The sequence below is a fragment of the Fulvivirga maritima genome (assembly GCF_021389955.1).
Lineage (GTDB): Bacteria > Bacteroidota > Bacteroidia > Cytophagales > Cyclobacteriaceae > Fulvivirga > Fulvivirga maritima.
Genome location: NZ_CP089980.1, coordinates 1359354 through 1372187, shown reverse-complemented (window position 1 = coordinate 1372187; position 12834 = coordinate 1359354). Strand labels below are relative to the sequence as shown.

At 36.1% G+C, this 12834-nt stretch carries 12 protein-coding genes; 9 read left to right on the top strand and 3 right to left on the bottom strand.

Features of this window, described 5'->3' with window-relative positions; all coding sequences use genetic code 11:
* Positions 1-14 precede the first annotated feature (14 nt).
* The 5 genes from LVD15_RS05685 to LVD15_RS05670 all read left to right on the top strand — a co-directional run bounded on the left by LVD15_RS05685 (position 15) and on the right by LVD15_RS05670 (position 3220).
* Positions 15-569: a hypothetical protein gene (locus LVD15_RS05685; protein ID WP_233779335.1), complete on the top strand. Its 555-nt coding sequence runs from the start codon at positions 15-17 to the stop codon at positions 567-569.
* A 1-nt stretch (position 570) separates the two neighbouring features.
* Positions 571-966, top strand: a complete 396-nt coding sequence (locus LVD15_RS05680; RefSeq protein WP_233779334.1) for a hypothetical protein — start codon at positions 571-573, stop codon at positions 964-966.
* A gap of 549 nt (positions 967-1515) precedes the next feature.
* Positions 1516-1659, top strand: a complete 144-nt coding sequence (locus LVD15_RS26820) for an SDR family NAD(P)-dependent oxidoreductase (protein WP_255763386.1) — start codon at positions 1516-1518, stop codon at positions 1657-1659.
* Between the two features lie 25 nt (positions 1660-1684).
* Positions 1685-2263, top strand: a complete 579-nt coding sequence (locus tag LVD15_RS05675) for an SDR family oxidoreductase (protein ID WP_255763406.1) — start codon at positions 1685-1687, stop codon at positions 2261-2263.
* A 174-nt stretch (positions 2264-2437) separates the two neighbouring features.
* Positions 2438-3220 (top strand): SDR family oxidoreductase, encoded by a 783-nt coding sequence (locus LVD15_RS05670; RefSeq protein WP_233779333.1) that lies wholly within the window; start codon positions 2438-2440, stop codon positions 3218-3220.
* A 42-nt stretch (positions 3221-3262) separates the two neighbouring features.
* Here the strand turns inward: LVD15_RS05670 and LVD15_RS05665 are convergent, their stop codons facing one another.
* Both LVD15_RS05665 and LVD15_RS05660 read right to left on the bottom strand, forming a co-directional pair.
* Positions 3263-3943, bottom strand: a complete 681-nt coding sequence (locus LVD15_RS05665) for a response regulator transcription factor (RefSeq protein ID WP_233779332.1) — start codon at positions 3941-3943, stop codon at positions 3263-3265.
* Positions 3943-5436 (bottom strand): sensor histidine kinase, encoded by a 1494-nt coding sequence (locus LVD15_RS05660; protein WP_233779331.1) that lies wholly within the window; start codon positions 5434-5436, stop codon positions 3943-3945. Before LVD15_RS05660 ends, LVD15_RS05665 begins: the two co-directional genes overlap by 1 nt.
* Positions 5437-5554: 118 nt before the next feature.
* Here LVD15_RS05660 and LVD15_RS05655 point away from each other — a divergent pair, with 118 nt between their 5' ends.
* From LVD15_RS05655 to LVD15_RS05645, 3 genes are all read left to right on the top strand, one after another.
* Positions 5555-6388 carry a GLPGLI family protein gene (locus tag LVD15_RS05655; RefSeq protein ID WP_233779330.1) on the top strand — a complete coding sequence of 278 codons (834 nt, stop codon included), beginning with the start codon at positions 5555-5557 and terminating at the stop codon, positions 6386-6388.
* 89 nt (positions 6389-6477) lie between these two features.
* The gene (locus LVD15_RS05650; RefSeq protein ID WP_233779329.1) at positions 6478-9153 is read left to right on the top strand and encodes a TonB-dependent receptor; all 2676 of its coding nucleotides are present in this window, start codon (positions 6478-6480) and stop codon (positions 9151-9153) included.
* 461 nt (positions 9154-9614) lie between these two features.
* Positions 9615-10766 carry a hypothetical protein gene (locus LVD15_RS05645; RefSeq protein ID WP_233779328.1) on the top strand — a complete coding sequence of 384 codons (1152 nt, stop codon included), beginning with the start codon at positions 9615-9617 and terminating at the stop codon, positions 10764-10766.
* Between the two features lie 19 nt (positions 10767-10785).
* On the opposite strand, the gene hemE is transcribed toward LVD15_RS05645, so the two are convergent.
* The gene (hemE, locus tag LVD15_RS05640; protein WP_233780938.1) at positions 10786-11820 is read right to left on the bottom strand and encodes a uroporphyrinogen decarboxylase; all 1035 of its coding nucleotides are present in this window, start codon (positions 11818-11820) and stop codon (positions 10786-10788) included.
* Here hemE and LVD15_RS05635 point away from each other — a divergent pair.
* Entirely contained in the window at positions 11819-12799 is a 981-nt protein-coding gene (locus tag LVD15_RS05635; protein ID WP_233779327.1) for an SdiA-regulated domain-containing protein, read from the top strand. The genes hemE and LVD15_RS05635 overlap by 2 nt on opposite strands.
* The last annotated feature ends 35 nt before the right edge of the window (positions 12800-12834 follow it).

Here is a 12834-nt window from a genome sequence, read left to right as displayed (position 1 = left end):
TATATTGCAATATAATGCTAAATCGAGACAATATACCATATTTATTTGTTGCTTTAATCGGGATTTTGACATGGTCATTAAATAACATAATAGAAAATTCTAAACAGTCTCCCATACTTGAGTATAGTTTTAGAACAAAAAATGATATAACTAACCTCAAATTGACTAATCTCTCCTCAGCCATTGTGTTAACTTCCCTAAACTTTAATCTCTGTTTAAAAGATTCGAGTGATCTTGATAGTCTGGTTTCAGAGCCTATTGTGATTGCAATTCCACCAGCTTATTCAATGCAAAAAGAAATTGATTCAAATAGCATATCTGAAAGATGCTTTGATTTTATAATTGATGAAATTCAGCCCAATGGAGAGTTTATTGTTAGGTTTAGGTCCTTGAATAGAGGTCAAGGGATATTAATAATGAAAAGCTCAGGAGGTCAAGCAGTACGTATTATGAATTGGAATTTCTTAACAATTGCAATAAAATATCAATTGATTATTAATGTAACTGTCTTTATATTAAGCATAATAACATTACTTATTTATTACATTTATTTACTTAAGAAGAGGTAAAATGATTAAAGTGCCAATCATTATATTATTGACTAGTATTTTGCAGCTTTCGATGGCGCAAGGAGTCAAAAAGATTAAAGTAGTAAACACAAAAAATATTGCAGTAAAATGTAAACTTTATTTTAATGGAAAGGCTATTGGGTATACTGTAAATGGGGAAGTAGATATTCCTGTAAACTGCGAATTTATGGATAAAGTAGATATTGAACCTGTAGATACCCAAACTTACGATGGACGGAAAGGAATAAAATGTTATTTAATTAAAGAATATATTATAGTTTATAAATTTAGTGAGAAAAGCATAGCGTTGAATAATGCAAATTTTCTGCAAGAAATTCCTTCTGAAAGTTTGCAGTCATTAGATTCTGAAGAAAAAGGAGAGTTTATGGGAAAGTAGCTTTAGCTTCAAATGAGGTTTATAATTTAGATATTTATTCAGATTCTATTCGAGAAAATGCTAGAAAGAAAGTGATATTATATGTGGCAGATGCTCTTGGTGTTGAAAACGCTACATATACAGATGTTATTAGTAATTATACTGTTCCAAGTGAGTCTCTTGGAAAAGCGATTCTCGCGTATCAAAAGGCTAATGGGTTAGATCAAACTGGACAAATTGATGTTAAGACGTTGTATTCTTTATCACATTCAAACTCTTTTTTAGTTATGCAAAGGGACTTTATATCTGAATTTAAAAATTAATTATTGTTCAATATCTCATAGGTGATGTAGGCCTTTCTCCGGTTGCAATTGCTTTATATTTATATTTTGCTATTCACTACCTTTACTTCCCGATAATTAACTGACTGAACAAAACCAAAATCTCAACCCACTTTATTTACCATGACAAGTTACTTGGTTACACAAATGTAACAGTTACTTTTAGTAATAAGATTGAATTAGGTAACTATTGTTTTGTAGAATTGCATTGAACATAAATTATTTTACAATGGATTTTACAAATAAAAACGTAGTAATAACAGGAGGAAGTACCGGTATAGGATATGCCACGGCAAAGGCTTTTATAGACAATGGAGCTAAGGTGTTCATTACTGGTAGAAATGAAGAAAATCTAAAAAAGGGCTGCCGCTGAAATTAACAGTAATCAATTGATAACTGTGGTGGCAGATATTTCTAGTTTATCAGGAATTGAAGTATTGGAGAATGTAATAGCGGAGAGTGGAAATAAATTAGATGTACTTTTCTTAAATGCAGGAATCGCAGTGTTTGACGCTATTGGACAAGTTACAGAAGAGGACTTTGATGCTCAATTTAATACCAATGTAAAGGGGAGTTTCTTCACCTTGCAAAAGTTGCTGCCTCATTTAAATAATGGAGCCACAGTTCTATTTACCTCATCTACCGTGGCCACGGCTTCTAACCTAGGTTCTGCTGTATATGCGGCCACTAAGGGAGCTTTAAATAAAATAGCACAGGTAGCGGCAAATGAGTTGGTAGATAGACAAATAAGGTTAAATATCGTTAGTCCCGGGCCAGTTAAAACAGAAGGTTTTGACAGAGCGGTAGCTTCTGAAGAAGCAAAAGATTATTTAGCCTCTGCAGTAGCCATGCAGCGGTTAGGTGTGCCTAATGAAATAGCAGAAACAGTATTGTTTTTAGCTTCAAGTAAAGCCAGTTTTATAGCGGGTACAGAGTTATTGGTAGATGGTGGTTACACCAACTATGCAAGAAAATAATTGATCAAATATGTTCCGCTGGTGCGAGTTTCATGCTCGTATTCAGCGGCACTTTATTTTGATTTTGTACACTATTAATATTCTTTGGTAATTATTTATAACATGCATTCTGAGTTAATAGCTTACCAATCTAAGTAGCCATCATAATCTATTTTGTAGCCCCAAAAGTTGCTTATGTTTTGTAGAATTGCAGCGAACGATAAATTATTTTATAATGGATTTTACAGACAAAATGTAGTAATAACAGGAGGAAGTACGGGTATAGGATTTGCCACTGCGCAAGCTTTTATTGAAAATGGAGCTACTGTATTTATTACCGGTAGAAGTGAGAAAAATCTTCAAAATGCAGCTGAGAGAATTAATAGTGACAACTTGAATACAGTGGTAGCGGATATCTCTAGTTTATCAGGTATTGAAGTTTTAGAAAAGGTAGTAGCTGAAAGCGGGAAAAAACTAGACGTTCTATTTTTAAATGCAGGAGTAGGCGGGTTCACTCCTATTGAGCAAGTGACGGAAGAGGACTTTGATGCTCAATTTAATACCAATGTAAAAGGGAGTTTCTTCACTTTACAAAAGTTGTTACCTCATTTAAATAATGGCGCCACAGTATTATTTACATCTTCAACTGTGGCTTCTACTTCTAGCGTAGGTTCTGGTATATATGCGGCTACTAAGGGAGCCTTAAATAAAATTGCTCAAGTAGCAGCAAATGAATTGTCTGACAGGCAGATAAGAGTAAATATAGTTAGTCCTGGTCCTATTAGAACAGAAGGCTTTGAGAAAGCAGTAACAGATGAGGCAAAGGACTATTTAGCATCTACAGTAGCATTACAGAGATTAGGTGTTCCTAATGAGATAGCAGAAACAGTACTGTTTTTAGCATCAAATAAGGCAAGCTTTATTTCTGGTACTGAGTTATTGGTAGATGGTGGTTATACTAATTATGCTTTGAAATAAGGATTATAAATTAGCTGGTGCGGGCCTTTGGCTCGCATCCTTCTACACTACCAATTTGTATCCATACCCTCTTACATTCAGTATCTGAATAGAACTATCATACTGTAACTTCTTTCTAAGCTTACTAATAAAAACATCCATACTTCGAGCATTGAAAAAGTCATCATTGCCCCATAGTTCTTTGAGGATCACGCTTCTTTCGGTAAGATTGTTTTTATGTATAATCAGCTGATAGAGCAACTGCGCCTCACGATGGGTGAGGGTTTCTTCAGCTTTTTCATGTATCAGCACTTGCTTACTTAGGTGAAACTGATAGCTCCCTAAGGTGATCCATGCATCTGTATCAGGTTTAACTGATCTTTTTACCAAAGCATTTATTCTCACAATTAATTCTTCCATGCTAAATGGCTTTTTAATGTAATCATTGGCGCCGTAACCAAATCCTTCCACCACATCTTCAGTTCGTGATTTGGCAGTGAGAAAAATAATGGGAATAAACGGATCTATCTTTCTTATTTCTTTAGCTACTGTAAAGCCATCTTTCTGTGGCATCATCACGTCCAGCACCAAGACATCCAGCTTTTGCGTCTTATAGCTTTTTAAAGCTTGCAGGCCATCTTCACACAGCTTAACCAAGAAGCCTCTGCTTTCCATACTTTCTTTCACTATGAGGCCTAGAGATGCTTCATCTTCGGCTAAAAGTACTGTAACTTCTTCCTGCATTATAGTTCTATTTTGAAAGTAGTATTTTGGTCGTTAGCTATCAGGGTAATCTGCCCGCCATGTTTTTCTATAATAATTCTTGTGTAATAAAGCCCTATTCCAAAGCCCTTTACATTATGAACATTGCCCTTAGGTATGCGGTAAAATTTTTCAAATACCTTGTTTCGCTGTCCTTTAGGGATATTACCGCCATTGTCTTTAACTAAAATGGTGGTTTTTTCAGTTTCAGCAAGAGTGATGTGTATTTCATTACCTCCGTATTTGATTGCATTATCCACCAGGTTTGATACCGCATTTTCGAAATGAAAGATGTCAATGTCCGTTGTTACCTGCTTTTTCAGAGTTAAACTAATTTGCTTTTCGGGGTTGAAAGTGGTGAATTTCTCTGCCACCTGATGTAAAAGTTCTCCAAGATCTACAGGCTCTGAGTGAAGGAGTAATTTTTCACTGTCTAAAGTGGCTGTTTCCAAAAGCTTTTCCACCATAAGATTTAATTTAATTAGTTGATCATGTGATATTTGAAGATACTTTTCCGTTTTCCGGGGATCGTTATCTTTATTGAAATTTCGGATGCCCTCTATTGCAGTAGATACTGTAGCAATAGGCGTTTTAAATTCATGGGTAATGTTATTGATTAGATCATTTTTTATCTCAGAAAGCTCTTTTTGTGATTTAATAGTCCTGTAAAGGAAGATAAGAGTTGCGCTAATGATGATCACAAATAACACTGAGAAAAGTATATTCCAAAGGCCTTTTTTTAATATGACTAAAGGTGCATTTTCAAATTTCATTTCTAACTTCTGCTTGTTCGGCAGGTAGGTGGATTTTGAAAAAGTACTTAAAGCTAGAGGAAGATCGTTTTCTGTTTTGTAAGAGTTGGTGACAGAATCTTTGTTAGTGTGAATTAGAGCGTAATCAATATTTAGGTTCTTTCGTTTCAACTCTTCATTTAAAAGATCATTTAACATGGGGAAATCCAGTGTATCTCTTGTAAGTGAAATGACGATCTTGCTAGTTAAAGATTGCAATTTTTCCAGACTATCTACCATATGTTGGCCTTTAAACATAGCGATGGCATTGGTTTCATCAATCATGATACTGTCAGACAAGTTTTTAGTAATCTGAATATATGATACATGCACGCTGTCATCGTTAATTACAGTGTCAGGATGATCCCAGAGCATAGCCTGATTGCTTAAGAGGTGACTTTGCCCAATGCGTGTTGAAAATTTTTGTTTGCTAACGGTAGAATCGCTTTTGCGTCCTAGCTCTAGATTGATGTCGTTAATGTCTGTGAAAGTTAAAATATCTGATTTAGCAATTTCAGCATAATATCCTTCTACACTATTATCCAGAATTTGTTGCACTTCATTTTCGAAACGCAATTTATTTTGTTGATAATTTTCATAGAGATAATAGAGCTGCAGTACTGAAGTGAGTATAATGATGATCACAATAATTACTCCTATTAGCCTGAAACGGGTTGGGTTCATAAATCAAATATAAGCAAGTAATTGCCCTTTTTGGGATTGGTTAACACTCGTTAACACTACTTAACCCAGCGTTAAGACTACTTATGCTTTGTTTGCCATACACCAAACATTCAAAAGCATGAGAAATTTCATACGATCAATATTTTCTGTCTTCGTTTTAGTAATGATTATTGATGAAGCTAAAGCGCAGAGTTTTACAGGGATTGCTACCTATAAAACCAGTGGCTCTATCCAGATTTCTATGGACAGTACGGAGATGCCTCCTGAGCAGATGAAAAAGATACAGGATGAGTTCAAAAGAAAAATGCAGAAAGAATATACGCTTTCTTTTAATACAACAGAATCTAGCTGGAAGCAAGTGGAGTCATTAAATGGAGGGCCTGCGCAGGTTTCTGGCAATGGCATAGAAATAATGGTAGCAGGTAATTCTGCTCAGGAAGTGCTGTATAAAAACCTGCTTAAGCATGAATATGAACGAGGAGAAGATCTGATGGGTAAGAGGTTTATAGTAAAAGATTCTCTAAAAGAATACAGCTGGGAGCTAACTAATGAAACAAAGAAAATTGGAAAGTATAACTGTCAGAAAGCTATAAGCACCAGAATAGTAGAAGCAAAAAAGTTTTCTACTGGCATGAAAGAAATGGAGATAACACAAGACACTATAAAAACCGAAGTTTGGTTTACTCCTGATATTCCTGTTTCGCATGGACCAATGCAGTATGTGGGCTTGCCGGGGCTTATTCTTGAAGTGAAAACGGGGAGTAGTGTCATCATATGTTCTAAAGTAATTTTAAACCCTACTGAGCCGGTAAAAATAGATAAGCCTACTAAGGGGGAAATAGTTAATGCCACAGAGTATAAGGCCATTTCTGATAAGAAGTTAGAGGAAATGATGAAGCGATATAATGGTGGTGATGGTGAAAATGTAATTGAGATAAGAACAAGCGGTTGATCAAGAGTAATCAGGTCTGTCTTTCAGAAATACAAGAGTGATCTCTTTTCTTCCACTGCTTTACTTCTCAATAACAACAACACGATTCTATGCTTCGGTATACCTTATTCATTTTATTCTTCATTTGTGCTTTTAAGGTCAAAGCTCAAAATATAGTGGTTACAGGCAGGGTGATCGACACGTTAAGATCACCCATCGCCTACGCCAATGTGCTGGCTGCTGATCCAAAAACTGGTGCAGTTACCTCTTTTGCTGTTACAGATACAGAAGGACGCTTCAAGTTATCGCTGTCCAGAAATACTCGATACTTATTAAAAGTGTCATTTATCGGATATGCTACTTTTGAAGAAACCCTTAATTGTGAAAATGCTGATATAGAGAACTTGCTGATAGAGCTCAGTCAGTCTACCAGCTATCTCGATGCAGTGGAGGTGGTGGAAGAAATGCCTGTAACTATGTCAGGAGATACCCTGATTTATAAAACAGATGCTTTTACTTCTGGTAGGGAAAGAAAACTGGGTGATGTGCTGGAAAAACTACCCGGTATAGAAGTAGATGACAATGGAGAGGTGAAAGTGCAGGGCAAAAAGGTGAATAAAGTGCTGGTAGATGGTAAGCAGTTTTTTGATGGTGATACGAAAATGGCTACTAAAAACCTGCCTGCTAATGCCATAGAAAGGGTGCAGGTGCTTAAAAATTACAATGAAGTATCTCCCATGAATGGTTTGGCGAATGATGATAAACTGGCTCTTAACATTCAGTTGAAAGAAGGTAAAAAGAACCTTGTTTTTGGTGATGTTTCTATTGGAGGTGGGCTGGAGGGAAGGTATGCGGGGCATGGTAATATTTTCTATTATAGTCCTAAGGTGAATGTCAATTTTATTGGTGATGCGAATAATATTGGCGAGCAGCCCTTCACTATGCAGGATTACTTTCGATTTAGTGGAGGACTGGGTGAAATAGATGCTCACTCCGGTTCTGATGTAAATATTTCTTCTGATGATTTGGGCTTTCCTATGGCTAACAGGGAAACTGCCCAGGAACTGCAAACCAAGCTTGGAGCATTAAATTTCAACTATAACCCAAGTAAAAAGTGGCACCATTCAGCCTTTTTTATTGGTTCAGGATCTAAAAGCAATTTTGGCAGCTTGTCGCAAAGAAGGTATTTACGTGAAGATTTGACTTCTCAAGAGCTTTTACAAACCGATTTGTCTACCACTAATCATTCTGGCTTACTGAAGTATTCAGCTACCTATACCCCAAAAGAACAGACTTATATTAAGTATAGTCTTTTTGGTAAAGCTGCGGGTCAAACCTCAGCTAATAGCCAATGGTCTCAGTTCCCTGAACAATCTTCAGTTATTAATGAAAAGGCAGAGCAAAATCCTCTGAGCCTTGATCAACAATTAGAGTGGTACCATACTCCTGATGAAAAGAATGTGTTTTCCTGGGAAGCAAAATATTCATACCAATCCAAAGATCCCTTTTTAAAGTTGAGTGGTGATCAGTCGTTGTTTCCCTCTTTTTTGAAGGCTGATGTTCGCTCTTTAGAGCAGTCTCGGAATATTAGTAGCCAACGGGCTGTAACAGCATTTAATTATTACCGTGTCTTAAATAAGACTAATCATATCAATTTCTCATTAGGGTATCAATATCTGGAGCAAGACTATGCCTCAGGTATTTACCAGGATCAGGAGAGTGGGGTGCCTACTCAATTGGATTCTGCTACTTTTCTTATTGATGCTAATTATCATTTCTCTGATTTTTTTGCTGGTCTAACTTATAAAATGAAATACGGGCCATTGATATTGAGTCCTTCTTTGTACCTACATAAGTATCAGGTTAATAATAGACAGGGAAATATGGACATCACGAATGAACCCGTATTGGTTCTGCCATCCATGTATGCAAAATGGGATATAAGAAGTACTCAAAGTCTAACCTTCAGATATAGCATGAATGCCGAATTTGCTGACATTGAAAAGCAAGTAAGTGGACTTATTATCTCTGATTATAATGCCCTTTATCAGGGTAATCCGCTATTGAATTATGGTCTTTATCATATGTTTTCACTTTACTATAACTATTTTAATCTCTTTGGAGGCATGAATATGTTTGGTAATGTTAGCTATAGGCGTAAGACTGATGGCTTTGCCACTACCTCTAATTTTTCTGAATTACAGCTCATCAATAGTGTTTATAACGCTGGTAAGGTTAATGAGAATTTCTCTGGTATGTTACAGGCAGATAAAAGGTTTAATCAGTTTAAAATAAGTGGAGCAGCAGAAGTAACGGCCAGTACTGTCAATAATGAGGTTGATGGTGGTTTGATGAAGAATAACAGTATTTATCAGACTTATAAAGCTTCCTTAACCACCACATTATGGAAACAGCTAGATGTAAAAATTGGCTACAAGTATCAGCTCAATAGCTATAAATCTACCGTAGCTAATAATTCTTTTGCTACCTATAATCCCTATGTAAGACTTGGTTTTGATATTACCAAGTCAGTAAATATTAATACAGAATATAGTTACAATACCTATAAAAATACGGACACGCAAGCTACCAGTAAGTTCATGCTTTGGGATGCCGCATTAAGAATTCATAAACCTTCGTCTCCCTGGGAGTTTGATTTAACAGGCTACAATTTACTCAATACATTGGGAGTGCAGAGAAACAGTTTTAATGCTAACTTGATAAGTACCTATGAATATTATATTCAACAACGCTATATAGTGCTTTCAGTAAAATATGATCTGTGATCTTATTCCTCTCTCTTTTTCTCCCTATAAACCAGCACTCTCCTGATGATTATACATAGCAAAGACAAAATCAGGAGAACATTCGTGTATTGCGTAATGTGGTAGACTTCATGTAAAATGAAGAAAGCTGCTAAAAATAATATTGCTCCTAAAAAGAGTAGTTTATGGTGCATTTTATACTAACTAAGTCGAATGAATTTGTTTTTTGCGCTAACATAAACAAATGCTGGCTAATTCTTCACTTTATGTTTTAGGATATGATAGATATGACTGTAACTATAATTGTCAAACCTTCAGTGACTTAACTTTATAAAGCAAATTAGTATGAATATTGGTGTAAAATATATTGAATGAGATGTTTTTAATGCATTATATTGGAGGCTGATTTAGATTTTACTCATTTCTATTCTTGTGTTGTCAATGGCTTAATGCTTTATGAATTTTTAATTAGCCTTTATTTAATGAAAAGCTTTTTCACCTCTATTTTAATCTTGTGCATCATTGGTTGTTCATCTAAAAAGCCTGAAACAGAAGCAAAGAGTGAGTATTCACTTAATTTAATAGATTCCGTTAAGCTTAATTTTCCAGACAGCATTCCCATACAAGCAGGATCCATTTATAGGCAAGAAAATGGAAGCTATCTCTACGTATTAAAGAGAGCTCCAAATACAATTATTGTCTTTAAAGAAAATGGCGATTTTGTCACTTCATTTGGAGGTTTAGGCAGTGCTCCTGACCAGTTTCCCTTTTTTGTTAGTTCATTAATAAGTACGAATGAAGAAATATTAGCCCTAACCGGTGCTTTGATGCATGTAATTCATATAGATAGTTCGTTTCATATTACTAATAAGGCTATGGTGGAAGATTCTGCAGGAACTCCAATTTTCAAGAATTACAGAGTGGCTAATAACTCCGATAGACTGATTGCTCTAGAGGAAGATAGTTTATTAATAGTGCCGATAGAGGATAATGCATCAGATGCTTATACAGAAGAATTTTATGCTTCTAATACTATAGCATTGGTATCACCTAAAGGGCAATTAATTAAAGCTTTTGGTGAGTATGAATCTGTGTTTTATGAACACAGTTTTCTGCCACACAGAAATACGTCTTCAATAACTTATAATAAAAAAGATAAGCTTATATATCAAATACATACTGGCTCGGAAGAAGTGTATAATTACGATCTAGATGGAAATTTGGTAGGGAAAATTAGTCATATAGGAGAGAATATTGAAAACTCTGAGATAAAAGGACTGACAAAAGAACAGTCAGACGGATTGTGGCTTCAGTATTGGAATCAATTCTATTTCTATGATGATATTTATTATGATAATCATCGAGGGTTATTGTACCGGATTTACTCTGAAGATACCAGTCCTTCTAAGGCTAAGAAACTATCTCATGTATATGAGAAAGACAGTTATTTAGAGGTTTTTGAGGATAATAAATATGTGTCTCAAGTTAAGCTGCCTGACCAACTTTCCTGGAGAATTATGGATATTGATGAGGAGGGAAAAATCTACTTTAAGTCTAAGTACAAGTGGCAAAAGGAGGATACCCAGGAAGGTTACATTTATAAATACTCCCTGGACTATTCAGATGATATTTAACTAATCAGGAGTAAGGGGATTACCTCATTCCCTTACTCAATTCCTTCACTGTTTCCACAAAAAACTTCACCTTGCCATGATCCATGTCAGGGTATACTCCGTGGCCCAGGTTGGCGATGTGCTTATCTGGCCCAAAGGCTTCCAGCATATTTTTAACGGCCTTTTCTATGTCTTTTTCAGGTCCATAGAGAACGCACGGGTCAAGGTTGCCCTGTAGTATCTTGTCTGGCCCTATAATTTCTCTTGATTCCTTAGGATCCATACACCAGTCCAGACCTATGGTGTTGCAGTTGATTTTGCCTAAAGATTTTCTGGCAAAGTAGGCATCTTTGGCAAATACAGTTTTAGGAACTTCTGTAATAGCATCACAAATCTGAGTTATATAAGGCAGGCTAAAAGTCTCATATAATTCAGGAGAAAGAATACCTGCCCAAGAGTCAAATACTTGAATAAAATCAGCGCCCGCAGCTATTTGGCCTTTTAGGTAATTGATGGTACTATCCGTAATTTTTTGTAAAAGCTGATGCGCCAGCTCAGGTTCTGTGTAGAGCATGGCTCGTGCTTTTGAGAAGGTTTTGCTGCCTCCACCTTCTACCATATAGGCGAAAATAGTCCATGGTGCACCGGCAAAACCGATAAGAGGTACTCGGCCGTCGAGCTCTTTTTTAGTGATTTTTATAGCGTCAATAGTGTAGTGCAGGTCGTCGGGCTCAGCCACTTTTAGCTTTTCTATATCGCTTTTGCTTTTTATAGTTTCAGGAAATCGAGGGCCTTTTTTCTCTATCATTTCATAAGTGAGCCCCATAGCTTCAGGTATCACCAGAATGTCAGAAAAGATAATGGCCGCATCTACACCGAGGATGTCTACTGGCTGAATAGTTACCTCAGCAGCTCTTTCCGGGGTTTCTACCAATTCTTTGAAACCACTTAAAGCGCTTCTTACAGCTCTGTATTCAGGTAAAATTCTGCCTGCTTGTCTCATAAGCCAAACAGGTGTGCGTTCCGTTTTTTCTCCTTTTATAGTGCGGAGGATGAGGTCATTTTTTAAAAGCATGCGCAAAGATAAACGCATATCATTAAATATTAGAACCTTTTTTCCTAAACTCAATATTCTTTGGTTTGTTGATCAGGTAGATTTGTTAAATATGAAAGCTTTTACGATGTTATTTATAGGAATGGTGGCACTCGCCATGTTTACCAATAGTTGCAATACTTATTATGAGTCGGATTCAGATAGTACTTATCTGGATTATAATGAAAAAGAAATAGGATATAAGTTTTACCAGCCTGATAGGGAAGATAAGTTGCATGATGATCTGGAAGAAACTTCCGGACTGGCTTATATAGATGAAAATACGCTGGCTACCATTGAAGATGAAAGCGGTTATTTATATCTCATTAGTAGTGCCAATGGAGAAATTCAAAGGAAAATCAAATTTCACAAGAGTGGAGATTATGAAAGTGTAGAGATCATAGATGGTATGGCTTATGTTATGAAAAGCAATGGAGATCTTTACTTTTTTGAGTTAACTGATGAGGACAAAGTGGATGCTGAAGAAGTAGAAACGGACTTTTCTTCTAAAAATAACCTTGAAGGTATGTGCTATGATGGAAAACAGTTACTTATAGCCTGTAAAAATAGTGGTGATGTAGGTGATAATGAAGTAGATGGAAAGGCTATTTACGGCCTTGATATTGAAACTAAGGAGGTTTCTAAAAAGGATTTATTTCATGTGAAAGAAGAGGATCTTGACGAGTTTTTAGAGGGGAGAGAGTACTTTGATCACGTTAAGGAATTTGACCCTTCAGGCATAGATGTACACCCTGTTACCCATGATATTTATGTTATTTCGGCAGACCATGTCATCACCATTTTTACTGCAGATTACAAAATCAAAGAAGTGGTGAAGTTAGATAAGCACATTTACAGGCAGCCAGAAGGTATTTGCTTTGCTCCTGATGGCACACTTTATATTTCCAGTGAAGGTAAAGGCAAAAGGGGCAGGCTCTTTAAATTATTATATCAGAAATAACACTTTGTTTTTATCCATAGCCGGACTAACTTCAT

Excerpts from the sequence above, each read along its gene's own strand:
- LVD15_RS05635 (WP_233779327.1), top strand. The coding sequence starts at position 11,819 with ATGCGCAAAGATAAACGCATATCATTAAATATTAGAACCTTTTTTCCT.
- LVD15_RS05645 (WP_233779328.1), top strand. The coding sequence starts at position 9,615 with ATGAAAAGCTTTTTCACCTCTATTTTAATCTTGTGCATCATTGGTTGT.
- LVD15_RS05685 (WP_233779335.1), top strand. The coding sequence starts at position 15 with ATGCTAAATCGAGACAATATACCATATTTATTTGTTGCTTTAATCGGG.
- LVD15_RS26820 (WP_255763386.1), top strand. The coding sequence starts at position 1,516 with ATGGATTTTACAAATAAAAACGTAGTAATAACAGGAGGAAGTACCGGT.
- hemE (WP_233780938.1), bottom strand. The coding sequence starts at position 11,820 with ATGCTTTTAAAAAATGACCTCATCCTCCGCACTATAAAAGGAGAAAAA.
- LVD15_RS05655 (WP_233779330.1), top strand. The coding sequence starts at position 5,555 with ATGAGAAATTTCATACGATCAATATTTTCTGTCTTCGTTTTAGTAATG.
- LVD15_RS05665 (WP_233779332.1), bottom strand. The coding sequence starts at position 3,943 with ATGCAGGAAGAAGTTACAGTACTTTTAGCCGAAGATGAAGCATCTCTA.
- LVD15_RS05670 (WP_233779333.1), top strand. The coding sequence starts at position 2,438 with ATGTTTTGTAGAATTGCAGCGAACGATAAATTATTTTATAATGGATTT.
- LVD15_RS05650 (WP_233779329.1), top strand. The coding sequence starts at position 6,478 with ATGCTTCGGTATACCTTATTCATTTTATTCTTCATTTGTGCTTTTAAG.
- LVD15_RS05680 (WP_233779334.1), top strand. The coding sequence starts at position 571 with ATGATTAAAGTGCCAATCATTATATTATTGACTAGTATTTTGCAGCTT.
- LVD15_RS05660 (WP_233779331.1), bottom strand. The coding sequence starts at position 5,436 with ATGAACCCAACCCGTTTCAGGCTAATAGGAGTAATTATTGTGATCATC.